The organism is Xanthocytophaga flava (assembly GCF_030068545.1).
GTDB lineage: Bacteria > Bacteroidota > Bacteroidia > Cytophagales > 172606-1 > Xanthocytophaga > Xanthocytophaga flava.
This window is the reverse complement of the sequence record NZ_JASJOR010000047.1, coordinates 1-25,616: the sequence shown is the minus strand read 5'-3', so window position 1 is coordinate 25,616 and position 25,616 is coordinate 1. Positions and strand designations below refer to the sequence as shown.

The window sequence follows — 25,616 nt, the reverse complement described above, 5'->3', positions numbered from 1 at the left end:
TATCTGCAGTGCTCCTAAAAGTAAAAGTCATAGAAAGGTATCTATATTAATGCAGCTAGTAGCTGCGTCTGTTCGCATTGAACAGGTTAAGATCTATAATCTGTTGGGGGAGGCGCAGAACGTAAGTCTATCCTCGGTAGATAGCCAGGCTGTACAGATTAATATGCAGGCTAAGCCCAAAGGAATGTATCTGGTACATATTCAGACTAATAAGGGTACTTCGATTCAACGGGTTGTGGTGCAGTAGGTATTCAAGGTTCCTTTCATTTTCCGGTAGAGAAAGCTGGCTTACCATAAGCTGGCTTTCTCTATTTATAGGCCATTGGTTCATCTGTTATTTGGTAATGTATATCACCAAATAAACTACTTTTTATAGAGTTAGGTAAGTTTTAATGTAAGAAATCGTCAAAACGAACAAGTACTTGTTGCATTTATTTTTCTATTTTTACAGATTAAATTCTGTATTTATTATATGATAAAACTTCTACTTTCAGGTATTCTGTCTCTGGTTACTACTATACTCTTTTGTGTTTCCGGATGGAGCCAGCAAAATTATACATTTAAACGAACCATAGGGAAAACCAGTGTATTAAGTCCAGCTGATATATCTGTAGATAAACAAGGTTCTATTTATGTTTCAAGTCAGAATGCCTCTCTTATAAAGATTGACTCAAATAGTTTTTATCAATTTACTATTGCATCTGCTTTATCAACTGAGGTGAGCGAACCAATAAAGTATACTACAATAGATAAAGATAATAATCTTTGGATCTCTGATAGTTACAAAAACCAGATCACAAAGTTGGATTTACGTGGGAATGTGTTATTACAATTTGGATCTAAAGGAACTGGGGATGGCCAATTTGGATCTCCTACAGGAATTACTATAGACCATAAGGGTAATATCTGGATCATAGATAATGGTAATAGTCGTATTCAGAAATTTGATGCGACCGGAAAATTTTTATTAAAGTTTGGCTCTCAAGGAATTGGAAATGGACAATTTAGTTATGTACATGGTATAACTATAGATAGTCAGGATAATATCTGGGTAGCAGAAGCGGGAAATTCACGTATTCAGAAATTTGATAATAATGGAAACTACTTACTCAAATTCGGCTCTTACGGAAATGGAAATGGCAATTTTATTTCTCCATGGGATATCGCAGCAGATAATCAGGACAATGTTTGGGTAACTGATAAAAGTAAAAATTGTATTCAAAAGTTTGATAACAATGGTACTTTTTTACTTTTATTCGGATCGTTAGGATCAAAGGATGGCGAGTTTAGCTCTCCACGAGGGTTGACTATTGATAATCAGGGAACTATTTGGGTAGCAGATTATGATAACAATCGTATTCAGAAGTTTGATAGTAATGGAAATTTTGTCGGAAAAAAAGCTTCTCCAGGATCAAATCCTGGTCAGTTTAACCGTTCACATGGTATTGTTGTAGATAATCAGGGAAATACTTGGGTGGCAGATCATCAAAATAATAGGGTCCAAAAGTTTGATACCAATGGCAATTTTTTACTTAGCTTTGGCTCCTATGGATATGGAGATGCGGAATTTCTTTATCCGGATGGTATAACAGCAGATAGTAAAGACAATATTTGGGTGACTGATTGGGGGAATAATTGTATTAAAAAGTTTGATAAAGATGGTAAGTTCCTGTTGAAGATACCCCCTGGTGTATATGGTGATGGAGAATTGGCAGGTCCGACTGGCATAACCACAGATAATCAGGACAATATCTGGGTAGCTGATAGTTTCTACAATCTTATTTTTAAATTTGATTCAACAGGTAAGTTCTTAGCGAAAGGGGGAGGGAGTGGAATTAGTTATGGACAATTTACAAAAGTTTCAGCTGTAGCAACAGATAGCCATGGGAATGTTTGGGTCGCTGATCAATTTAGTACTTTTATTCAGAAATTTGATCCAAATGGTAAGTACTTATCTCTCATTAGAAGTGTGCAAAATATTGATGTTGGACGTTATTTCCTTGTTGGTATTAAAATAGATAGCGAAGATAACCTATGGGTTGCCGATGGTCCTAACTATAGTATTCTAAAAATGGATCTTACTGGAAAGGTCTTACTGAAAATAGATAATCTAATGAGTGATCCCTGTTGGCTTACAGTCGATAACGAGGGCGATATCTATTGGACAAACCCGTTTACAGGAGTAATGGTTTATAGTACAAATGAGAAATCGTTCATTCGGGGCCGTGTGTATGCTGACAAAAATCATAATTGTAGCTTTGATGCTTCAGATGAAGGTATTCCAAATACAACTCTGGTAGCGAATCCAGGTGGCTATTATGGTAGCACAGATAAATTTGGTAACTATCGCATTGCTGTACCAACAGGTACTTACACGGTTAGCCAGGTATTACATACAGACAATGCATTGTTACAGCCTATTTGTCCCGCTACTAATGTGTCTGCATCGGTTACACTTGTCAATGAAAAAGATCAGATAACAGGTATTAACTTTGCCAACAACGCTACGGCTATCCCTCATCTAGAGGTATCCGTAAGTTCTACTCGTCGTCGCAGATGTTTTACAAGTACCACAGTAGTCAACTATTCCAATACAGGCTATGCCTCCGCTTCAAATGTAAGAGTGTATGTTAAATTGCCAAAATATGTGATTCTGAAATCTGCTGACCAACCTTATACCATTGATAAGGATTCGAACTATGTTTTTTCAATAGATACACTCAAATCTAACACAAATGGTACGATCACTCTCATAGATTCAGTTGCTTGTGTAGATAATATCACCCGCTTAACACAATGTACTCAAACCTGGATTACACCTCCAAACGCATATACACTCCCAACAGGTTCTCTGTGGGACAATTCAGATATTGTGCTTACAGGCAAATGCATAGAAAACGGCAGAGTACAGCTAGTAATTAAGAATGTTGGTCAGGCAATGACTGATAGTACTGAGTTTAGAATACTGCTGGATGCTCAACTGGCTTTTCGTAAAAACTACAAACTGGCAGCAGGGGATAGCTTAGTTTTGAAAGTACCTGCTAACGGCAAGACCGTTCGTCTGGAAGCCGACCAGCGCCCTGATCATCCACGTAAATCTCAAACCAATCTCACGATTGAGGGATGTGTAGCGTCTACCAGTGATATAGTGAGCAAAGGCTATGTCGATGTGTTGCCACAAGACGATGCAGAGCCCGAAGTCGCAATTCAGTGTCTACAGATAATAGATTCGTTTGATCCTAACGATAAGCTGGTAAGTCCTGCTGGAACACCTGTAGACCATTATACACCAACAAATTCCGAACTAAAATATACTATCCGCTTCCAGAATACAGGTACGGATTATGCCTATAAAGTGGTGGTAGTGGATACGCTGTCTGAAAATCTGGATATTGCCACATTGCAAATGGGAGCTGCCTCACATATCTACTCATTGAAGGTAAGTGGCAAAGGACAACCTATACTTACCTGGACATTCAATAACATCAACCTACCGGATAGTACCCGTGATCAGGCAGGCAGCAACGGATTTATCCAGTTCTCAATCAAGCCAAAAACGAATCTACCCGAAAAGATGCTGATTGAGAATTATGCGGATATCTTCTTTGACTACAATGATCCGGTACGCACTAACACTACAGCCAATGTGCTATATGATGTACCCAAAGTAATCAATCCTGCCAATCAGCTGAGTGATTCTATTATTGATAAGGTAATGGCTGCTGAGCCAGATGCGTTGAAAGGCAAGCTAAGTCTATATCCGAATCCTACCCAGAGTCAGGTATGGATACAATCGGTAGATGCGTCTGTGCGTATTGAACAGGTTAAGATCTATAATCTGCTGGGTGAGGCGCAGACTGTAAGTCTATCCTCGGTAGATAGCCAGGCTGTACAGATTAATATGCAGGCTAAGCCCAAAGGAATGTATCTGGTACATATTCAGACTAATAAGGGTACTTCGATACAGAGAGTAGTGGTGCAGTAAGATGAAGTAGTACAAATGAGTTTCTATAGATATACTAACAGAAAAGGTCTGAAGATGCATTCAGGCCTTTTCTGTTAGTATATCTATAGTATTTATACATTTTGTCAAAACTGTTCGTTAGTAGTCTGAAAATGATACACGTTTTGGTATATGCGAAAACTTGCTTTGGTTATTTTGTTTGTAATAACAAGTATACCTGCAAAGGCTCAGTGGGCCTGTGATAATATTATGACATTGGTTAATACCAAGTGGATACTTAGTACCTATAAGCGTGTGGAGGATTCAGTGAAATTAAAAGCGCCAGATCCACAATATATGATTGCCTTCTGTGAAAAAGGATGTATAGAATTTTATGTAGACGGAGTAGTAATAGGGACTGGGTATTATAAAAGAAATAAAAGGAGATGTTACGATATTGAGCCAGGTAAGGCAGTCAGACGGTATACTCCCGGTTGGGCAGCGAAGAAACCCAAACTCTTTAATACCTATTTCTCTCACTTTTACTCGGATATGATAAGTGCTTTTATCCTGCTGATAAGGGATAAAACTATAGAGCTGCATTTTAGTAATGATCCTGGAGATTGGGGATGGTTACGATTTAAGCGTGTGTTGTAATTTCGTCTAGTTGGTATATAATCAAATAACAAGTAATATGCGTTTGGGTAGTACAAACAGGTTAGTAAGATTTTATCTTCTTTTACTGATAGCAGTTATGTGTAGCTCCTGCCGTTTGCAGTATGTGTTTGACAAGACTCCAGATGAACTAAGAGGAAAGAAATGGGTGCTAACTGAGTTTACCCATCCTGTTTCCGGTATCACAGAAGTGATAGATCCTACAGCATACCTGACGGGATGTACACATAAATTTGAAGTGGAATTCCTGGATAAGGGTGTGATGCGAACTATGGTAAACACAAAGCATCTGGTATTGGGCTATTACCGGGTCAAAGATCGAAAGTTTAGTGTTTGCAATTCCAGGGTAAGTTCAGTATGGGTAGATGCGTCTGGAGAGTGCCATTCAGATGCTGTAGACAGAGATGAATTTTATAGAATGATGCTATCTGCTACATCGTATCGGATAGATCAGGATAACCTAATCATTAACTTTTCGATACGAAGTACTAGCCTTTCGAGAGATGGAATAGTGACGTTTAAGAGGATAGATAACCCTTCGGAATAAGCTTCTAGCTGTACGAATTATTGCGTCCTATTTGAATGCCTGATATCAGCTATTTTGTTGTTGAAAAATACAAAATAGAGATTGTACTTATCACGATAAACAATATTTGTTTCTTGCACCCTGGACATTTGGTTCCATTTAAAAATAGATAAGTAAGTGATATGTATCTAATAAACATTAATAATGTAAACCAGATGAAATATTGGGAACTATTATCCATTTTTAGTGATGAAAAAGATCTACTAATTGCTATTGAACAGAAAGCAAAGACACTTCAAATACTTCAACCTTTAACGGATCGTTATCAAGTTATTTTCTCTAATGCTGAATGTGAAGAATATTTCGAAAAGAGCAATAAAAAGTTCTTTATAGCTGATGGGAGATTATATCCATTACGTTTGGATGATGAGAGAATAAATGTACAGGCCAACATTTTTTCTATAAATGAAATATTTAAATATTATGGAGGAAGTATTATTGAAGAGGCATTAGAGAAAAGCTCTGCTTTGATTAGCACAAAACATAATTTTGATTCTACTAATATTTAATACAGAATTGCTACTTTACCCAGCTAAAATGAAGGAGAGATTGCTTAATATTGTTAAATAAGTATCATCGTTTAATAAAAAAACGTAATTTAATAAGATCAACAAATGTTGTTATCCAAGCTATATTTCTTACTCAAATGACTTATATTACTCCATATTATGCTTAGCAATACCTAGCTGCATGCAATAAATGGGAAAATAAGCTTTGAAATGCTTTATTGTTAAACTGATTACCTTCAACAATTTTACAAAGTCAGACACCTCTGTCTGACTTCTGCTTTTTAGGGATACAGAAACCATTCAGATAGCTTGCAATTGAGTAAATTGAATGACTGCAATTTCGAAGGTAAGTTCAGCAATCTGCTACCCAATCGGTGGAGCAACACCGTTGAGAAAGCGGCCTACGTGTTACCAGACGAATAGATACAATACCTACGCAATTAGTAGACAATACTTATGAAAGAACTCATCGAGTTAATAGCTCAAAAACATTGGGAAAGCGGTATAGATGTCAATCCACCCGCTAAGCTCTCAGAGATTGAAGACTTTGAAAGACTAGCTGGCTTTCTTTTGCCAGCCGATTTCAGAGAGTTTTATTTAACCTGTAATGGCTTTGCTTGCAATGAGGATATTTTTAATATGCTTCCACTTTCTATCATTAGGCAGTTTCCAAAAGACTATGGCGTAAACTGGTTTTATTTTTCGGAGTATATGATCTGCTCAGACAAGTGGGGACTGCGACTTACATCCAGTGGAGAATACGAAATATTTAATGGCAGCTATCCAGACAAAGCCTTGACAAACTCACTTAGTGAATTTCTTAAGCGCTTTCTCAAAGGAAATGTCTTCGATACTGATGGTCTATATGACTGGCATGTCGAAATTGGAATAAATTAAACTAATCTCCCTGTAACAAGCCGGATATCTACTTTCATTCGGTGAACAAAGTGGAATTTGGGTATTTCCCTTTCAATCGACTAAGTTTGGATAATAGAGTCATCTGGAGTTTTTTGTTTGTTTGGTCACTGCAAATTTCTCCTTTTTGACTCTATTTTTTTTCCCCTTTTATATTTTGTCTACTAGTATTACTAAATTCATAAACGATGAAAAATAAGACATTTATTATTAATCTTGGCTTTCTCATTTTTATTGGTTGTACTAACTATGATAGTGATAAAGAATGTAGCAAGGTTATTTATAAGAAAGAAATTTTGGGCGCTAATATATGGGGAAAACAAATATAATAATGTAACCTAAGCCTACTTAGCACGAGAATCCTGTCATGCTAGGTAGGCTTTACTAAAACCACACCGATAAAATTATCTACTGAATCTTTGTCAATTATGAAAGTTATATTCATGAGTTGGCTTAGGAATATAGAGATATATTTAAATTTTAAGATAATTCAGTTACTGGTAAATAAACTATCAATCCCCAGGTTGGTGTTATCACCGACCTGAACGATGGGAAACAACTCGTTGGTGATAACACCAACGATGGGAAGAATCAAATAAAACAAGTTGCTGCAAAAGTTCAGGCGGCAACTGGTAGTAAAGCAAATATAATATACCACACCTCTGAGCAAGATTTAATAAATTATCTAAAGACTAAATAGAGTAAAATGTCTATAAGTTTAATGTACTTTGGTGTCTCTGAAAATAATGGGTCTGTTCATTTACGCAAAGACTTTGAAGGTTTTGTAAAGACTAACTTTCGACTTACCAATTTTGAGAGTACTAATGACAAAAATCCTAATCAACTCATCATTGATACAGACTATGAAGTCACAGTAAATGGAAATATCTATATTCTAGACTGGCCTATCTATATAGATTTTGAAGAAAGTGCAGATAGAGATTTCTCATTCAATTATCATGGATTCAGTAGTTCTAAGAAAATAATAACTCAAGACGGAAGGCTAATAGAAATTAATTATTTATTTGAAGTCTCCGCATTCTCTTTTAATACCGGACTTCAAAAGTTTGGATTAGATATAATGAAAAAATTTATTGAATTATCAGATGGGTACCTATGTGTAACAAACATAGATAATACTATTCTGGAAAAATATAAAGATGATATACATTTTGCAATAGATGATAGTGAGCCAGGCTTTACTTTCAGTCTTTATTTAGTAAATAGCCATGCACTTAATGAAATATATAGATCTGAACAGGAACTTTTTACTTTTTTAATGAGTATCTGATGGCACAGCAAATCTTTCAATTTAAGGTAAAACCAGTTTAAATAATCATTTCGTTACCAAAAATAGGTAGATTTCTCTTGACAAAGTTATTAAACGATAATATACCAGTTGACTCACTAAACGTCAGCTGGTATATTTGTATTACTATCACACTCCCCCTAAAGATCACACTTCCCTAAAGGATTTTCCCTACCCAAAGAGATTACACCACTCGATGATATGTTTGGTGATGCCTAGTTGCTTGAGTCAGGAGGGGACAAAGAAACCAGGACAAGCTTATTATACTTAGATACTTAGCAATCTTGCAAAAGTCAGTGTGCTTGTATACTACGCCCTAAAGGCTTGAAACGGATTTACAAAGAAGGTATTGAGTATAAGAAGGTGGGTATCCTGCTGGATAGGATTTGCTCTGCCCATAACCAGCATTGTTTGAGGAACGTTCATCCAATCCGGTTCTGATGGCGGTTGCCGACAAGATTAATGCACACTGGGGAGCAGGAACGGTATTTCTCGCATCCAACGGAACGACTTAAGCCTGGCAGATGCTTCTGACGATGTGAACTAGTAGGTTTACTACTAAGTTGAAAGAATACCTAAGTATAAATAAAGTATGCTGTCAAAAATCACTTTAAATCTTGACTATTTCAACTTAAATATGTCTTTGATCTTAAGTTTATGGTATTTGTCTAATCTGATACATATAATATCTGCTTGGAAATGTTAACTCAATACTTTGCGAACACTATCGCTATTTAATTAAATCTTTGTGATTTTCTCATACTCCTTTCTAAACTTTGCTTTTGTTGAAGTGTTTCTTAGTAAATCGATAAATTTTGGAATCCTGTCTTTGAGATATCTGATGCCTGCCAAAAATTCACTTTGAGGTACTGTATCCGTCGCAAATAGAGCAGACCTCCTTAAGTACCAATAATGTTTTAAATCTCCTACTGACTCTTCCACGTTAGGTATATTTTGCGTTAGAATAAATTGCATAGTTTGAAATACCGATTTCTCACCAATTATATCCTTAAATAAATCCCGAATGATTTTTTCTGTAAGCGTGCAAAATGTTATAAACATAGCCCCATCTTGTGATTTACTAGGTGAAAAATCAAGCTTCTTAAAATAGCTTTCTATCTCAGAAGATTCTATATTTTGATGAAGTAATACCATATTAAGTAATTGTTCTGCAATATCTTCGGTAGAATTATGGTTTAATTTATTTATATAATTATCTAATATTTTGAAATTAATAGAGGTTAAAGATTGAAAGAAAAGATCTAATAGGAATATGTTTCCTATTCTCATACCCTTTCTTTGTTCATCTGTTAGCCGAGACCTAATAAAGTTAGATAATAGTTCACGACTCGGTTGGGATTTTGTTGATTGCTGCAATTGATTGCTAGTTCGTTCCGCCATTGCTTTTTGTAATAACTCAAGCGCAATCTCACCAGTAAGTACCAAGCCATTAATCTGATCTAGTAACGCTAATTCTGTTAGTGTTAAATCGCCTGAAAATGGTTTATAAACTAAATCATGTTCTACTTCTGACCAGGCGTGCATTAAAACTGAAGCTACTTGTATCTCAACCTTATTATTTAAGAATCTGCTTTCTGTTGATGTCTCCGATAAGGTAACTCGATAGTGGTCTGCTGCATATCCTGAGAACTTCTGTGTAAGTTTGGATTTATATTCTTGGGTGGCTTTGATTGGAAATACTTTATGCTGAGAAATGTTAAAAAGTTTCTCTATTGTTTTCTGAACATAGAGTCTATCTGATGGAAAGTATAAGGCTACCCGAACACCGGCTAAATCATGTATATCATTTAGAATATCCGCTTCTGATTGATAGGTAATTTGCCTGTCCCTATTTTTTATTTTTTCTCCTAATCTTTCTATCGATTTTGCTCGATTGGAAATAATTGCTTTGATACCACCTTCTTTCAACTCTTTTTCAATTAAAGAAGCTGTGTTTTGTGATAATTTTTGATAAAAGTCATATTTCTGTTCGTAATGCTTTAAAAAATCCTCAATAATTGTACTCATTTTCTGGGTTTATTTTTATCTGTAACATCTTTTAGCTTAATAAGTAGCTGTTAATCATTAATTGATTAATGGCTAGATTAACTATTAGTTACCTTTCTAACAAATCTTCGTGCATTTTCTAATTCTGGATCATTTTTTAAATCTTTAGTCAATACTTCGTTTACCCAAGACGGACCATGATTCCCAATACTTCTAACAAAACACTCTAACTCTCCAATCTCAACAATATAAAGTCCTAGTTTTTCGAGCTCAGAAGTTAATCGGTTATATGCCTGAGTTTCTTGCCCAGCTGGTAGATAGTTTTTGCCCACCTCTTTAGCTTTTGACCATGCAGAAGTGCTCTTGAGAATGGTTGTTATTTCTTTGACTTTATTTTCTGGAAAAATTCTCTCACTTACTTCTGTTAATATCCGATTTATTTCTTGTTTTACATCTTCACTTTCAAGTTGGGGTCTTTGGTTATCAACAGCACTTTTTACATTGTTCCAATCAGAGCTTATTGTTTGCCATATTCCTCCAAGTTCTTCATAGATACTACGAAGTGGATTAATATTATTAAGTACATCAAAGTCAGTAATTATGGCAATTGGTACATTGAGACTTCTTAATGCCCTAATTACTACTGGTATTCTGTGTTTGCCTCCACAATGAATAAACAATATATCTGGACTTATCTCGTTTGTTCCATCGTAAAGTGAATCCAGTATAGCAGAATAAAATCTACAATCAGAATCACTTTCACACACTATAACTTTAGAATGAAATAAGCCATTTAGTATATTAGAATGTCGTAACAATGAGTCATTCCATATTGAGTCAATATCTTTGCTGGATAGTACACTAACCTTGTTGATGTGGTCTTCTCTTTGAATTCTAATAATTTTCAAGTTTGGATTGTTTGAATCTAATAATCCTTTTAAAAAATATTCACTATGAGTAGACAAAAATAATTGACGTTGGGCAGGCAAGTCTTTACTTAGCATTTTACCTAGGAGCCTAGCTTGTGGAGGATGTAAAAAAGCCTCTGGTTCATCAATCAAGAGAATGGTATGTGTTGAGATAAAGGCATGTAAAAGTACTCCAACAAAACTTCGCATTCCATCTCCTTGTTCATGTAGCAAAGGTAATTCTTCCAATCTCCCTAAGTATTGGTTTGAAATTCTATCTTCTCCAGGATTTATAGGTGGTTTATCTCCAATGTGTAACGGAACTTCATTCCCTGCATTTCGATGTACTAATAAGTCTTTTCCAAATGCTTGCTTAAAGTAGCTGCTGAATTTTTCTTCGAATGCATCATCCTTCTGCAAAAGATGAATTGGATGTTGTATAGGATCTTTTCGAGTATTTATATTTTGGGGTGGATTCGCAGCTGCAAGTCGTGTTTCTGTTGATAATAGCTTCACAAAAATTGCTGTAAGTGAATCAAGGCCTCGATTCCTTACATTATTCCAGTAATAATCAATGTTTGTTGCAGGTATATCATAACCTAACCCTCTATAATGTAATCCGTCTGTTAAAAAGGTTTTGGTTGTAGTTAATTCAAAGAAGTTTCTTATATCATCAATATTACCAATAATACTAAATTCTACCTCTCTAAGGACTTTCTTAGGGGATATTTTATGTCTAGCTGACGCTTCTATTTCCTTTAGTGAAGCACTTTTTCCTGCATTGTTAGGCCCAACAAAGACAACTATATTATTCTCTTCAAGTGTTAGTATACTACCATCACTAAAGGTTAATGAGTTTACAAATACTTTAGGATCCATAATTAAGAATTTCAGAAATAAAAGTGTTTATTAATTATGAAATGTCTATAGAATAAAAAAATATCATAAATGTATTTGTCTAACTCTCATCTCACTATTTTAGGGTTTATGGACAATTAAATTAGTATGCAGGAAATGCTTTTTGTATTTCAGATTCGGATAGTATAGGCGCAATGATTGATCCACCTTTTTCTATTTTTTTTGCTGTCTCACATATGTCTTTTAAACGATTAACTTTTTCTGCTTTATGTTTTACCAAACTACTTGTAGATAGGCTACTAGCAAAACTATATAAATAATCCCAAAGAGTTACTGTACCGAAATACCAATCATTTACTATCAAGTTTTCTAGTTCATATGAAGTATAAACGTAATTATTTTGGGCATTCCAATATTTTAGTAAGCGAATTAGAGGGCGAATTTTGCTTTTTTCTGCTGTATTTTTCTTAGTAACTTTATCTTTAAAGTCATGAGGATGAGTTGTTAACCACTTAGTGTAATCAGATGCAGGAGCAGGTATTTGATAATCATCCCAAGCCGTCTTAGTTGCAGGAACTAACTCTATTATAATTTTTGACAGCTCAAGCACTATTGTTGGATGAGATCTATAAATTTCTGATGTAGTATACTTTTTCTCTGCAAACCGACGAAGTCTATCTAGGTATGTATTAGGAGCATATCCAGTATCTTTAAATACAATCATATAATCAACATCTGAATATGGATCTGCTTTACGAGGCATTAAAGTTTTCCTAGTGTATGAGCCAAAATCAAAATGCTCTAATATTTCAATCTTATTTTCTTTAAAAAAATCGACAATTTTCTTTTCAAGAGAAATAATATGGTTATCAATTATAGTTCTTTCTGAATCTGTAATGATAAGTTTACTAGCAAGGCCTTCCAAATAACTATTTACACTCATGATAAAGTTTAGTTAATATAATTTTTGTCTATTGCATACTCTTTTTTGAGCATTTCCCATTCTTGGGCAAGATGCTGTTGGTTTTTAATGAATATATCACTTTCTAATGGCAGAGAAGCCCACGATAAAGTAGTTTCGTAAAAAATGACATTCTTAAGTACTTCTGGTTCTTGATCTTCGAAGGAAAGTCGTTTTAGATTCGTAAAAAATGTTTTGTAATTATCTAGTATAACCTTTAATCGACTTACGAATACAGCAAGTTTTATCGCATCTTGAATTAGAGCTAAGGGCAGAATTGCTTCAACTAAACTTCGTGCCATTTCTTTTTCACCTACAGCAGCGGAGAATGCAAAGAAGATAAACACAAATAATGCTTTAATATATATTTTGGGTTGCATCAATCTTGCGATGCTGTACGTATGAAAAGCATTTTCAAATGCATTAACAGCAAGTTTATAAAAACCAGGTTTAAGTTTATCTTGAGTGAAGTATCCGTCAACTCTTTTTCCTGCAAAATTTGTTTCAAAGGAATTGTCCAAATATTGTAACCGTCTATTATTTTCAGCATTAGTGAAAATATAATTTGCTGTTAATTCCATAACAACATACAGAATCGCCAATAAAACATTAATAGCAATTAGAACATCTTTAATGTCACTATATTGTGCATAAGCTTTAATTTCTGTTATCTTAAACTTTTCTTCAATTGTTAATGAAAATGTAATAAATGTAGAAACATACAAAATGATATCTTTCCAATAATTTATATCTCCTACAATGTCATAATCCGATTTCATAAATTTATATAGCGGAGTTTTCCTTATTTCTGAATAGAATTAACTTTAAAAAAAGTAGAAATACTAGTGCAATTTACTTTATGATTTAAATGAAAAAAAGGGTGTTTTTCCCCTTTAGGATAAAGGGAAAACACCTGCTTATTCAAAATCATACTGACTGGCTCATTGTAATATTCCTCTCCATAATCCCCACCTTCCTCAACCAATCAGGCACGAAGAAGCTCGGACAGGCTTTGTTTGCAAATTGATTATGCCCGGCAATCTTGATGTTAGGCGCATAAGCTAGTACTTCATGAATAATGGCTAACATCGTTTCGATTTGTTGAGGGGTGCGGGTGTCCTGGGCTTTGTGGAAGGTTTTGTCAAGGCCGCCTACATAGCATAGGTGGCGGGAAATAGAGTTGATACCTGCTACTCCGTTGGTGATCTCGAACGAGTCTATGGTCAGGTCATTGTTATGCTTGACGAACTGGTGACGGGAGCCGTCTAGTAAGATCAGGTCGGAATAGCCTACTTGTTTCCAGCCGTTGCCGTAGGGTTTGGGGGCAGTATGCCAGCGTTTAACGTCTTCTGGGGAAACCCAGCGTCCGGCGGGGGTTGCAGTGCAGTGGATGATCAGGTATTGGAAGTGCATGGGTTTGTTATGTGTAGTAGGTTATTGAAAGGCAACAGGACGGGTTGTGAAGCCGTCCTGTTGTATTATTTAGGATCTCTCATCGAGAAGAAACCGACTGTTGAAATGAAGGCTAACAGCGAAACGAAGGCTTGTGTATCTATTCGGTTAACCAGCCAGAGTATGTATCCTGAGAAAGTAAATAAACCCAGGGTTGAGGTTTTCCAGTTGTCTAACACAAACTGGAGGTAATCGTATATCGATTTTGCCATCGGGTATGTGGGTTTAGGGTGACCTTCTAGGGGCGAACCTGCGTGTTCGCCCGGTTTCGTACAGGCAATGTTTGGATTAGTCCGACACCCTGTAGGGGCGACTGGCGGTCGCCCTGGTTCCATTCGTGAATGATCGGGTGTATCAGAAAACCGTTTCGGATGTATCTCATGCCGTGCCTGCGCCTACCAGGGCGATCTGCCAATCGCCCCTACAATATCGGATCATCCCAGACATTGTTTGCAACATTTTGGGCGATTTATGGCCCTTTACAGGTATCCATCACCTGAAAAACTGGGGCATAGGTAAAACTCTTGACATGTTTGATTTTCTCTACATCCAACGGTTGTACACTGTGAGCTACTACCTGTTTGGCTACGATGGACTCTATCTTACTGTAATCTATCGTTTCACATTCGTAAACCTCCACAGGGTTTAATCTATGCTCAGTAAATGCTCCAATCGCCAGACCGAAAACGAAACACAGGGCGCTTAGTAAAAGTCGTAATTGCATGATCTATGTATAGGTTAGGAAGTGGGTAAGGGAATCAGGCATTTGTATCAGACTTCTTTGTGTCAGGCATTTTTCACAAAGAAGCAGTAAACCAAGAGTCTACTGCTTCTCGAAATACCAACTATCAACTTTTCAATCTATGTCTGTTTCATTTATGCCTTTATGCCTGGCTTGGTGCTACCTGGATTAGGCGGGTAGCGTCGCCTTGTGATTGGTGATGGTAGACATCGAGCTGTCTATGACCGACAGGCGTTGTTCTACCTCGTCCAACTGCGATTCATAGAGCACTACTGCTGTAGTACCGTATTGCAGTTTGCGTTGCTGGGCGGTGAATAGCTTGTATTCGGCTTTTACTTTGCGGTTCTCCATTTCGGTCTTAGTCGTTCCTTCCGGTAATACGGCGATGATGGAGGCTAGTGAGTCTACTTCCGCTTCAGAAGAGGCTAGCGTAGCTTCAATGTCTGATGCTCTGTCAGCCGCGTTTTCCCGGCTACGGGTCAGAGAGATTTGTTTGTATTCCAGATCGCTTTTCAGATCTGAAAGCTCATCGAGGACTTTGTCACAGTCAGCTTTGGAAGTGAGCAGGGTTAGGGTTAATGCCATTGTTTTGTTTGGTTTGTGGAAAATGTTAGCGAACAAAGGGTCGGTAGAGTGGGGGCTTTTAGGTGCGCTGCTGTCAAGGTGCCGGATCGCTTGCAGGCAGAGAGGTAAGCCCCTTTTCTAACCGATTTTCTGATACAAAGGTCGGCATTATCCAAATACCAGTCCAACCGTACTTGCGATAATCGCAACTACGTTTATGGTTGGTTTTCAGTGGTTTGTAGTGTGTTTTTGCGTTTGTTGCCAGAAGGGCGAATGGGTTCGCCTTCTCCGGTGATCAACCAGTTCAGATCTGTGTGAAAGGTTGTTTGTAGCGACCACAGGAAAAAGCAGGAGGGAAGTGAACGTCCCTTTTCCAGCGAGGACAGATTGCCTTGTGCCGTTCCGGTACGTTGAGCAAACTCCCATTGGGGTATTTGCAGGATTTCTACCCGTAAATGATAAATACGTTGGCCAATATGTTGTAAACTCATTGTGATCAAAGGGTTAGTAGCGTTTGTAGGATACGTAGGGTTTGAAAGGTTTTTAACCTGTATGCCAGTTATCGAAAAGAGCAACCGGAGTTACAGTTACTCAGAGAAACAACTGCAACTCCGGTTGTATAAAAACCTAATCGGAGTTACGGTCGTTTTGCTGCTTAACGTGTATACAGGTTAGGGGTGAGCAAGAGTTAACATTGCAACCGGAGTTACGGTTGGTTTCCGAAATAACCTGGATACAGGTTGCCTGATACCTGCATTGTGTGTGAATACCCTCAATCAGGTGCTGAAACTCTTCCAGGCTGCGCACAATCTGGTAGCAACCTCCCTGTGATTCGACCAGTTTCTGAAACTGTTTCTGTTCAGGGGTTTGGTAGCCTACTAAGTTCTTGAGTTCAATAAAGTAGCTTTTGCCTGCAAAGAAGTATTCCAGATCGGATACCCCTTTGACAATCCCCAGGGCTTTGTTTAGAGCACCTTTGATCGCATTGTGGCTGTTGTTGTTATGGGTATGTAGCAAACCTCTGTAGGCAGGAAAGGTATTCCAGTGCCATTGAAAACATAAAGCTTGGATACGGGTTTCGGACGGTTGTATGGGTGTATGAGATAGCATGTTGGGTATGTAGTGTAAGTGAAATTTTGGTATTGGTTTGAGTGGCCTATTGGGTTAGTTATTGGTTCATTTATACCCCTATATATTTATATATATATAGGGGCATATATAAACCAATAACCAATAGCCCATGTGAGAGCGAGAGAAGTTGAGAGTGAGAGAAGTGTTGTCTCTGTAAGATAACTCTCTTCTATGAGGATCTTCTAGGAAGTAAGATGATAAGTGGCATTGCGCCGATCTCCTTCCAAACGGATATAGCCAAACTCAACCGCATCCGAGAGCATGCGTTTGACCTTACTTTCATTTTCATGGCTAATCTCCAATACCACTTTTTTCAGCTCCATAGAAGAAGCCTGAGTAGACATAAGTTTGGTAAATGCTTTTTTGATAATATCGCTTAGTTGAACTTGTCCCGCTTTGGGTTGTCCTGTCTGGATGGGTGTATGGTAGTCTGCAGGCATAAAGAAGTCTTTTTCTGTATCCCAGTTAAAATATTTTTCTACCGGATGATGACTATGAGATAGTTTTCCCAGATCAAAGTCAGAGGTTAGTTGACGCATACCATCCGCTTGCTCCATCGTCTTGAGCAGTAAGAACGCCCGGCTATACCGATGCAGAAACGAACCGAAATGCCCGGCTGCTGTGGTGGTGTTTTTGTTGGGGTGAAGTGTACAGATGATTGCCAAATTAAACTCTGAAGCTATTCTTCTGATCCATCGAACTACCAGAACCGCATCTTCTGAGTCATTCATGTCCTTAGTCAGATCCAGACATCCATCCAGTATCAGGTAGTCAAAGGGTACTCTCTGTTTGACTGCTTCTGCCAGTAGAAGCCGTATCTCACTGCGTTTTTGCTCAGAGGTTTCCAGTTCCAGCATCGAGCGAACCTCTACATTGCGAAAACGGTTATTACGGATTAGCGACTCATTGATAGAAATCCGTTTGAGCGTTCTTCCCAGTGAACAAGCCACATCATCCAATGGCCGTTCAAAATCGATGAATAATCCGCGACTGTCAGCCGTAGCTGCCGGATAGTGAAAATCTACCAGACTGTGATCATAGGGTGTGTTTGTTACATGGCAGATAAATCCTGCCATCAGGTCTTCAATTAAATTGGATTTTCCTGAGCCAGGAGCGCCAATTACAGTAATAAACTCGCCTTTGTTTATCAGCTTGCTATTCCCAATACTGAGAGCAGGTTTGGTGTTGCGTACCTGATAAGCTAAGGTTATCTCAATACTTCGTTTAATAGCACTCGTAGTATGTGTAAAGTCATTGGTATACACATGCTGGCTGTTCGCTTGGCTATTTACCTGCTCATGAAAAGAAGCGTTTTGTTCATTACGAAATTGAGATACCCGGCGTGAGAATTCGTCTTGCATAAAAGAAAATGAAAAGTGGTGTTAGAGTGAAAAAAAAGTACTGTATTGAAAGTTTGTTAATTGTATTAAAAAGAGAAATTTTGCTGCGCTTTATAGTAGGTGAGCAACATATCCATCAGCGTTTCATTGGCCTCATCCAGTGACTGATTGTGACGCTGGAGAGCTTCGTTGGCAATCCATAGTTTTTGATAGTGTTTGATCTGCAAGGGAGCAAACCAAATAATGTGTTCACATAGACACTTTATTGTTAGTTCGCTGACCTGGATAAACTGCACCAGCACATCAAACTCAGCTTGAATGGCCTTGTATCGGTAAAAGGCTTTCTCATCCTGTATAAAGTCTGTTTGTTGTGATTTGTTGAGTTGTTCCATCTTGTCGAGGGCTTTTTTCTGAATCAGTTCCAATATTCGATTAAAGTCATCTATTGCCAGTTGAGCGTCTAGTGGCAAACTATACTCCCGTTGTTTTTTCGTTGAGGAGTGACTCATCTCTTGCTTCCCTTTCTGGAAGAGATACCTGCCTCTTTGAGTGTATAGTCCACCCAATGGGGCTTGTAGCCACGCAGTCGGGCAAACTCTTCGAGCATAGGACGCGGATTTTCCCGGTTGAGAATACAGCTGATAATCCACTGGATTTTGTATTGCTTCTTATTCGTGTTGGGATTACCCATTGATGCCCGCATAACAAGTTCGGTGACATTCATTGTACTCCACTCTTTCTGCATCAGATAGCTCCAGTCCACCACAATCTCCTGTGTCTCTACTTCCTGCGCATCGATACTTTCTCTGTGTTTTCGCGCAAACGTATGCTGGCAATAGGGGCAGGTTTGAGTGCTGAGTGCTACAATAGACTGACACTCCGGACAGGACTTGACAGGCGCATGCTGAGGTGCAGCTACTGATCCATTGCGGAAAATACATTCCCAGTCATAGGGTTCATGCCAAAGACCCAGGTCTTTGATATTGTTGCCCATATCGATGATGGTAAAGGCCTGCTTGGTATCGGTAGTGCGTGATCCACGACCACACATTTGCAGGTATAAGGGAAGCGAACGGGTAGCCCTGTTTAAAACAATACACTCTATCGTTGGTTCATCAAATCCTGTAGTGAGAATACCACAATTAACCAGAATGGCATCTGATACATTACTAAACCATTGCAATGTTGCCTTGCGTTCTTCATCGGGTGTATCGGAAGTAATGTATCTGACCTGCTCATGCACCTGAGTAAAGGCCTGGGCTGTACGGATTGTATGCAGCTTGTTCACACAAAAGATCACCGTTTTTTGACCCTCCGCATGCTTTTGCCAGTTAGAAACACATCCCTGATACAGGGCGGGTTTGTCAAAGTCGGTATAGAGTTCATTCAGCTTGTAATCTCCATCTAGTCCTTTGCCTGCCTGTAGTTGAACCGGTACGGCAAAGTATCTGGGCAGAGCCAGGTGACCTGCCTCGATCAGGCTATGAATATGTGTACCTACGACTATATCTTCAAAATACGTATTTAATGGAGCTTGTTTGCTGGCTGAAAGGGGAGTAGCTGTAGCGCCTACCATAGGGGTATTGGGGTGCAGCTCCACTACTTTGCGAAAGTTGCCTTTGTGCGCTTCATCAATAATGATCAAGGACAGATTCGGAATACTCCAACCTTTTTCTACTCTGCGGTAATAGGTCTCTACCATAGCTACAATTACCTGTGTGGCAGGCATGCGCCTGCAACCCGCACTCAGAACGCCTGCCTGTATGTCTGCTCTTTGCAAGGTCATAGCAGCTTGATGTAATAGCTCAATGCGATCCACCAGGATCAGTACACGGGCTTTTGGCAGACTCTCTAACGTGCGTCGTGTCATCTCGGCAAAAGTGACTGTCTTACCAGCCCCTGTAGGCAGACACAAAATCAAACGGTGGGCACCGGATTGGTGCCGTCTGGTCAGTTCTGTGATACTACTTTCCTGATAGTCCCGTAGCTTTAGTGTAGGGTTATTTTCGGGCAAAGCTTCGCCATTCACGCTAGTGGCGTGAGTCAAAATATCCGTCTGTTGCATCGATTAGCGGTTTGAGGTAACTATCAGACCAGAGGTTTGCGACTGATGAGTTTGCGACAGATGGCGTTCAATTTCTTCCTCCATTTCCTGAAGGGTTTTGTGCTTGCCATCCTTGATCCACTGATAAAGGTCACGGGAACTGAAGTAGAGTTTTCTGCGCTGCTTCATAAAGGGGATGAGTCCATCGGCAGCCAGATGATAAATGGTCGATTTAGCCAGGCCGGTGATTTCCATAGCCAGCTCTATTCCGCCCAGGCGTTCGTTGTCTTGTAATAGGTCGGATACCTGGGAAAGATTGGGTCTGATGTCAGACAAAAGAATTTCAATGCGTGATAAACAGCTGATAACTTCTTTGTAGGAAGTGTGCATATACGTTTGGGTTAGTGGTGAAAAACGATCAGAAATAATCGACCAGAAACCCGCTGAGAGAACGATATGAAACAGATAAAAAAAATATACAATAGTAACAGTATAGTATTGTGCCCGAAAGGACCAATACAAAAAATGGCAAGTACAAACTTACTTTTCTAAACTTTTCACTATCTTTGTATAGCGCCGCTGTAGATAAGGTTCCTATGAAGTTGTTTTCCTGTTTAGTATCTGTTTTCCAGTAACCTTTTTCAAGAATTTCCTTTGCCAAGTCAACTCATTACAGCAGTTTTTTACTTAATTAATCTGTTTGTAAGTGATAAAAATAAAACGCTTTTCTGCATAAACAGAAGAGAGGTTTACTCATTCAGTTGGTGGTAAGTTTCCTACGCTCACGTCACCAGCTGTATCAGGGGGCTCGTTCTCGTAACGGGCTCTTTTTTTGCCCCTTCAGTACTGTAAGACAAGCAAAGGATAATGATTGTTAGAAATCTATAACCTTGATTTTGTCCTAAAATTACATCCGGAACAGCGATTTTCTTATGGAAACAAATATAGCATATAGGAGAATATCTGCCAAACCTTTTTGTGTAAAAAAGCTACTTTTTATCCGAAATTGTGTGAAATTTATTGAAGGATTAGTCGTTGTATTATTTCGTGAGGAAAAACATCTATACATTATAATTTTAAAAATGATGTATTTTGCTGATATTCACAGTGAAATAGATAGGGAGTATAAAGCTGTAAATAATCAAGATGATAATGTAAGGATTACACGGCAGGCTTTCACTAGAATTGCCTTTTATTACAAATTGTCTATCTGGGAAAAAGTCAAAAATGTAAATTTTTTGGAGAGGGTGCTGAATCGACAATGTGTAATAAGCGATTTAAGGCGTCTAGAAGGCTCTATAAGCTAAAATATCTATGCGGTCAATATAGAATGCGATTTTGCCTTAAAATCGCTCTAATGCGTTCTAATGTCTTCTGCTAGCCTGTATAGGCTCCGGAAGCAACTATAAATCATCCCAAATCTGCAAGAGTACAACCTGCCAGTCAGAGCCATCCTGGTAATTGCATATCCAAATACAGTAGCTGGTTTCGATAGATGAACACTATACAAATGATAGTGAATGGTGATGGCAATAGCCAATCTTCTAAACCGCCTGAGAATAGCGTATACGTGTTGTAGGTCAGGATTTCTCCCAAATACGCGATTCTGGCGCGTTTGGGGTTATATTTTTTATAGGGGGTCTGCTCGATTTGGCTCAGAAATGCGATTTAAGGTATGAAGGATCGCTTATAAGCCATTTTCTACTAGGAGTCGATTAATAGTTCCAAAACTTGGTTAAATCGCTCTAAAGGCTTCTAATGGGCTGTAATGCTTTTTTAAAAGCAAGGGTAGGAGAAGGGTTGTTTTTGATGCTTTTTTATTGTGTGCTGATTTTCAATAGGTTGCATTTTTTGCTTTTTTGAATAACAAAATGTGATTTTTGTGACGATATTTTTGTGGTAATTTATCATTTAAAAACGAATGTTTTGTGTATTTTTGATTGTTTTTGTGCGACTAAAGTTTTCTACTTTTTTAACACATAATTAACAAGAATTAATACCAGGTTTTTACTTACCAAGTTGTTTTTTTATGATCAACGAATCAATTTTTCAATGGATCGACTGCCTTAAAAAGAGACCTTCTATGATCCTTTCTGGTAAACCTATTACATATCAGCGTGTGCGGGATTATATAGAAGGGTATCTAAGCGGGTTAGATACATGGACTGTCGATACCAATATTTATAAGGATATGACTTATTACTTTGCCAAAAAGCATAGAAAGCCTTTTGGCTCTGTTTATTTTCCATCCTATATATTGCATTTTTATGGGGATAAAACGGAGCAGGAGCAAATTACTATGTTGCTGGAAACGGTGGAGGGGTATTTCAGAGAGAATCCGGATTGGGGAAGGAATCATATATTAAAAGAGCAATATGACTTTGTCGGTTCTAATCCCCTCCAATCAAATCCCAATCAACTAAACGTCTTTGATCTGTTCCAATCTGAAAAAAAAGAAACTATTCAGCTTGGCCTGGATGCTGCCAAAGCACTGGGATTTGATATTGAGCATTTTCAAGCAGATATGGAATTACTTTATGCATGGATATATTCAAAAGAAGATATTTCAGAAATTGATTTGTTTGAAAAGATACAGACAATACATACAAAAGAATCTTTAGGTCTGCTTTGCAGAGATCTATCAAATGTGCCTCCTCAGATCAAATATCTTCAAAAGGCTACTTATATCAATCTTCAATGCAATCAGATTTCAAGTATACCAGAAGAGATTGCTTACCTACAAGAAGTAGTTAGTCTCCTTTTATCAGATAATCCACTTTGTCAGATACCTGTTGAAGTATGGGAGTTGCGCAAACTCAAAAGGTTATTTTTGAATAACACCCAACTTACAACGGTCTCTTCAAATATTCGGGAATTAACACAATTAGAAGAGTTGGAACTCTCAGGCAATAAGTTGACAACTTTTCCAATAGAGATTTGTGATTTATACAAACTCAAAGATTTATCTATAAGTGAAAATCCTGTAACTGAATTACCTGAGCAATTAGCTAATCTGACCCAATTACAAAGCTTATCTATATCTCGATGCCAATTTGAAGGATTTCCAGAGGTAATCTATCAATTGCAGAATCTTGGTAGTTTGTATGCTGAAGGCAATCAATTACAATCCTTATCACATAAAATTCAAAATCTAAAATATCTTAGGTCATTACATCTTTCAGACAATCAACTGAGTAGTTTACCAGATGAATGTTTTTCCTTATCAGAACTGATGTACATGGATTTATCTGAAAATCAGTTGTATGAACTACCTGCTTCAATTGAGGGTCTCACCGAGCTCAGAGATTTAGATATATCCTCCAATCAATTAACTAGTCTGCCAGCTGAAATAGGAAGGCTAATAGATCTTATGGACTTGAATGTTTCTAAGAATCAGTTACAAACTATACCCATGGAACTGGTTAATTTGACTGAGTTGCGATATTTAACTTTATCTGAGAATCATCTTAAAGAGATTCCGTTTGCAATGGATAGATTCCCTGAGCTACAGTATTTTTTTGTTGATGGCAATCAACTGTCATCTTTGCCAGAAGGAATCGGTAAACTCACCAAGTTGCAAAGTATAACTCTATATAATAATAACCTTACTTCTTTACCTGACGATATCGCTAATCTTAACAAAGTTTATTATCTGGATATAAGTGATAATCAGTTTCGGGAGTTTCCAATTGCTGTTACAAAGATGGTCAAGTTGGAAAGTTTACATATGCGAGGTAATCAACTGATTAATTTACCTGAAGAGGTAAAAAATATGACAGGACTTCTTAAGTTATCTCTTGATTATAACCCTTTACAAACTCTTCCATTGGTGATTACTCAGTTATCTCAACTGCGCTATCTGACTTTAGAAAATACGGGATTACATGAACTCCCTGCTGAAGTAGGCAACCTGACCCAATTAAAAGAACTAGACTTGTCTCACAATCACCTGACAAACCTACCTTCAGAAATCGCTAATCTCCAACAGTTAGAAAAGCTCTATCTCTACGGCAATCCGATGAGTGATGAAACCATCACCAAAATCCAATCCTGGCTACCCAATTGTGAGATCATTCTACAACCAGAAGTGGAAGTGGAGGGATAACTTATTCTTTGCTTAGAATAGAACTATATGTATCCAATCAACCAAACCTACAATCTATTTAAACTACTCCATTCGGACCAGTTGGAAGATATCAGGTTAGGCTTGGAACTTGCCCAATTACAGAGTTTAGGTATCCAATATATATGAGTGCGCTTAAAGAACTAATTGACCAAATTCGCATCCATCCCAATCTGGTAGGGACCCAATCTATCTTTTGCCTGAGAGCTTTCTTTGATGGGTGGACTTTTCGAAAAAAGCCTGCAGTTGAGGATGCCTACATAGATTATTTATTTCTTCTCTGGATTAAAGAAAAGCTAGCAATAAGATCTACTGCCTCTGTTTCCTGGCCAAGTATGATTTGTCTGGTGAATACTGATGAGTATGATGCCTTCTTTCATTTCTTTGAGTTATTTGATGTATTCTATGAAGATGCGAAGAATGCTGTATATGATGAGGTTCCGTATGCAAGAGTAGAGCATTACAATCATGATTCAGTAGTGGAATTAATAGCAAAAATTCAATTACGACCGGCAATGTATTTAGGGCAGGAAAGTTTTGAACTCTTTGCCTCTTTTCTCAGAGGTTGGTATCTGAGAGATCCAGAAGGGATTACTGACTGGCATGTGATGCAAGGGTTTGATCGATGGATTAGAATACGATATCCCTATTTCTCTGAAGAAATTTCCTGGGAAAAGATTATCAAGTATTATAGTGTTGGTAGTATGGCTGGCTTATCACTTTTTTTTGAGGAATATAAAGACTATTGCCAAACTCTAAAGGTTATATACTAACCAAGACCAATCTGAAAACCTTTATTCAGGAACGCAAAACAGACAGTACTTATCCTAGGTAAATCATCCATCATGAAAAATCCACTTTACCAATCCTTTTACCATCACCTGGATATAATACGCCATCGACCAAGTGTAATGATAGGCAAAAAATCTATTTGCCTACTGGATCTTTATCTATCTGGATATCAAACCTATGCTATGATCCATGACATAGATCCTATTTATCCTGAATCTCCCAGTTTTGCAGACTTTGATCGATTTGTCAAAAAAAGATACAATAGTGAATACTCCACTCTTAACTGGGCCTATATCCTCTACTATCATTTTAATGAAGATGATGAAATGGCTTTTGATGAATGTTTTCGCTTGCTAGATGAGTTTAAAGCTCAGGAGGCAGATTTACAGTTTACTACACCTAAAGAATGAATGCAACTAAAAGCTTCCAGACTATTCTCTGGCATTTGAAACACAGAAGAGGTATGTATGTGGCAGATGGGTATATCCCACTCGTTAGCTTTTTGGAGGGATATGACCAGGCAATTCAAGATACATATCCTGTAACAATCCTTTCAGACTTTCAAAACTGGATAAAAGACAAACAAAAACGTGATTTCTCAGTTCACTGGGCCTATTACATTTTGATATAGAAGCTGTTTAAACTTTTGTTTTTTGCTTGATTTTGCGTAAGAAAATGACGGAGAAAGCAATAAAATGTAAACTCATCCAATTGTTAATAGAGCATTCAAACCGGATCAATAATGCTTTAAAACCAT

The 25,616-nt window shown here is 37.7% G+C and carries 28 protein-coding genes; 13 read left to right on the top strand and 15 right to left on the bottom strand.

Annotated features, from left to right (window positions below; translation table 11 throughout):
* Positions 1-49: 49 nt before the first annotated feature.
* The 8 genes from QNI15_RS36410 (at position 50) to QNI15_RS36375 (ending at position 8,452) form a co-directional block, all read left to right on the top strand.
* Entirely contained in the window at positions 50-247 is a 198-nt protein-coding gene (locus tag QNI15_RS36410) for a T9SS type A sorting domain-containing protein (RefSeq protein WP_313998668.1), read from the top strand.
* A 225-nt stretch (positions 248-472) separates the two neighbouring features.
* Positions 473-3,985 (top strand): DUF7619 domain-containing protein, encoded by a 3,513-nt coding sequence (locus QNI15_RS36405; protein WP_313998671.1) that lies wholly within the window; start codon positions 473-475, stop codon positions 3,983-3,985.
* Positions 3,986-4,135: 150 nt separating this feature from the next.
* Positions 4,136-4,600, top strand: a complete 465-nt coding sequence (locus tag QNI15_RS36400; protein ID WP_313998673.1) for a hypothetical protein — start codon at positions 4,136-4,138, stop codon at positions 4,598-4,600.
* A gap of 97 nt (positions 4,601-4,697) precedes the next feature.
* Complete coding sequence (locus tag QNI15_RS36395; protein WP_313998675.1) at positions 4,698-5,165, top strand: hypothetical protein; 468 nt, start codon at positions 4,698-4,700, stop codon at positions 5,163-5,165.
* Positions 5,166-5,359: 194 nt separating this feature from the next.
* Entirely contained in the window at positions 5,360-5,713 is a 354-nt protein-coding gene (locus QNI15_RS36390) for a hypothetical protein (protein ID WP_313998677.1), read from the top strand.
* 456 nt (positions 5,714-6,169) lie between these two features.
* Positions 6,170-6,610 carry an SMI1/KNR4 family protein gene (locus QNI15_RS36385; RefSeq protein ID WP_314036888.1) on the top strand — a complete coding sequence of 147 codons (441 nt, stop codon included), beginning with the start codon at positions 6,170-6,172 and terminating at the stop codon, positions 6,608-6,610.
* A gap of 724 nt (positions 6,611-7,334) precedes the next feature.
* Positions 7,335-7,919 (top strand): hypothetical protein, encoded by a 585-nt coding sequence (locus QNI15_RS36380; RefSeq protein ID WP_313998689.1) that lies wholly within the window; start codon positions 7,335-7,337, stop codon positions 7,917-7,919.
* A 425-nt stretch (positions 7,920-8,344) separates the two neighbouring features.
* The gene (locus tag QNI15_RS36375) at positions 8,345-8,452 is read left to right on the top strand and encodes a DUF4113 domain-containing protein (RefSeq protein WP_314036886.1); all 108 of its coding nucleotides are present in this window, start codon (positions 8,345-8,347) and stop codon (positions 8,450-8,452) included.
* 223 nt (positions 8,453-8,675) lie between these two features.
* Here the strand turns inward: QNI15_RS36375 and QNI15_RS36370 are convergent, their stop codons facing one another.
* The 15 genes from QNI15_RS36370 to QNI15_RS36300 form a co-directional block, all read right to left on the bottom strand.
* Entirely contained in the window at positions 8,676-9,965 is a 1,290-nt protein-coding gene (locus tag QNI15_RS36370; protein WP_314036884.1) for a RelA/SpoT domain-containing protein, read from the bottom strand.
* A 77-nt stretch (positions 9,966-10,042) separates the two neighbouring features.
* Positions 10,043-11,731 (bottom strand): ATP-dependent nuclease, encoded by a 1,689-nt coding sequence (locus QNI15_RS36365; RefSeq protein ID WP_314036882.1) that lies wholly within the window; start codon positions 11,729-11,731, stop codon positions 10,043-10,045.
* Positions 11,732-11,852: 121 nt separating this feature from the next.
* Positions 11,853-12,653, bottom strand: coding sequence for an SMODS domain-containing nucleotidyltransferase (locus QNI15_RS36360; protein WP_314036880.1), 801 nt, complete (start codon positions 12,651-12,653; stop codon positions 11,853-11,855).
* An 8-nt stretch (positions 12,654-12,661) separates the two neighbouring features.
* A complete protein-coding gene (locus tag QNI15_RS36355) occupies positions 12,662-13,450 on the bottom strand; it encodes a hypothetical protein (RefSeq protein ID WP_314036878.1) in 789 nt (262 codons plus the stop codon).
* A gap of 148 nt (positions 13,451-13,598) precedes the next feature.
* Positions 13,599-14,084, bottom strand: a complete 486-nt coding sequence (locus QNI15_RS36350) for an N-acetylmuramoyl-L-alanine amidase (protein ID WP_314036876.1) — start codon at positions 14,082-14,084, stop codon at positions 13,599-13,601.
* 65 nt (positions 14,085-14,149) lie between these two features.
* Positions 14,150-14,335 carry a hypothetical protein gene (locus QNI15_RS36345; RefSeq protein WP_313979500.1) on the bottom strand — a complete coding sequence of 62 codons (186 nt, stop codon included), beginning with the start codon at positions 14,333-14,335 and terminating at the stop codon, positions 14,150-14,152.
* 26 nt (positions 14,336-14,361) lie between these two features.
* Positions 14,362-14,505 (bottom strand): hypothetical protein, encoded by a 144-nt coding sequence (locus QNI15_RS36340; RefSeq protein ID WP_314036874.1) that lies wholly within the window; start codon positions 14,503-14,505, stop codon positions 14,362-14,364.
* Positions 14,506-14,592: 87 nt separating this feature from the next.
* Entirely contained in the window at positions 14,593-14,847 is a 255-nt protein-coding gene (locus QNI15_RS36335) for a hypothetical protein (protein WP_314036872.1), read from the bottom strand.
* Positions 14,848-15,033: 186 nt separating this feature from the next.
* A complete protein-coding gene (locus tag QNI15_RS36330) occupies positions 15,034-15,450 on the bottom strand; it encodes a hypothetical protein (protein ID WP_314036870.1) in 417 nt (138 codons plus the stop codon).
* Between the two features lie 194 nt (positions 15,451-15,644).
* Positions 15,645-15,920 carry a helix-turn-helix domain-containing protein gene (locus QNI15_RS36325; RefSeq protein ID WP_313979493.1) on the bottom strand — a complete coding sequence of 92 codons (276 nt, stop codon included), beginning with the start codon at positions 15,918-15,920 and terminating at the stop codon, positions 15,645-15,647.
* Between the two features lie 136 nt (positions 15,921-16,056).
* Positions 16,057-16,539: a hypothetical protein gene (locus QNI15_RS36320; protein ID WP_314036868.1), complete on the bottom strand. Its 483-nt coding sequence runs from the start codon at positions 16,537-16,539 to the stop codon at positions 16,057-16,059.
* Positions 16,540-16,742: 203 nt separating this feature from the next.
* A complete protein-coding gene (locus QNI15_RS36315; protein WP_314036866.1) occupies positions 16,743-17,921 on the bottom strand; it encodes an AAA family ATPase in 1,179 nt (392 codons plus the stop codon).
* A 65-nt stretch (positions 17,922-17,986) separates the two neighbouring features.
* Complete coding sequence (locus QNI15_RS36310; protein WP_314036864.1) at positions 17,987-18,409, bottom strand: hypothetical protein; 423 nt, start codon at positions 18,407-18,409, stop codon at positions 17,987-17,989.
* The gene (locus tag QNI15_RS36305) at positions 18,406-19,965 is read right to left on the bottom strand and encodes a DEAD/DEAH box helicase (RefSeq protein ID WP_314036862.1); all 1,560 of its coding nucleotides are present in this window, start codon (positions 19,963-19,965) and stop codon (positions 18,406-18,408) included. Before QNI15_RS36305 ends, QNI15_RS36310 begins: the two co-directional genes overlap by 4 nt.
* A 3-nt stretch (positions 19,966-19,968) precedes the next feature.
* Entirely contained in the window at positions 19,969-20,466 is a 498-nt protein-coding gene (locus tag QNI15_RS36300) for a helix-turn-helix domain-containing protein (RefSeq protein WP_314036860.1), read from the bottom strand.
* A gap of 410 nt (positions 20,467-20,876) precedes the next feature.
* Here QNI15_RS36300 and QNI15_RS36295 point away from each other — a divergent pair, with 410 nt between their 5' ends.
* The 5 genes from QNI15_RS36295 (at position 20,877) to QNI15_RS36275 (ending at position 25,490) form a co-directional block, all read left to right on the top strand.
* Positions 20,877-21,251 carry a hypothetical protein gene (locus tag QNI15_RS36295; protein ID WP_314036858.1) on the top strand — a complete coding sequence of 125 codons (375 nt, stop codon included), beginning with the start codon at positions 20,877-20,879 and terminating at the stop codon, positions 21,249-21,251.
* A gap of 722 nt (positions 21,252-21,973) precedes the next feature.
* Positions 21,974-24,049, top strand: coding sequence for a leucine-rich repeat domain-containing protein (locus QNI15_RS36290; RefSeq protein WP_314036856.1), 2,076 nt, complete (start codon positions 21,974-21,976; stop codon positions 24,047-24,049).
* Between the two features lie 143 nt (positions 24,050-24,192).
* A complete protein-coding gene (locus QNI15_RS36285) occupies positions 24,193-24,840 on the top strand; it encodes a hypothetical protein (RefSeq protein ID WP_314036854.1) in 648 nt (215 codons plus the stop codon).
* Positions 24,841-24,912: 72 nt separating this feature from the next.
* A complete protein-coding gene (locus QNI15_RS36280; RefSeq protein WP_314036852.1) occupies positions 24,913-25,269 on the top strand; it encodes a hypothetical protein in 357 nt (118 codons plus the stop codon).
* Entirely contained in the window at positions 25,266-25,490 is a 225-nt protein-coding gene (locus QNI15_RS36275) for a hypothetical protein (protein WP_314036850.1), read from the top strand. Before QNI15_RS36280 ends, QNI15_RS36275 begins: the two co-directional genes overlap by 4 nt.
* Positions 25,491-25,616: the final 126 nt, after the last annotated feature.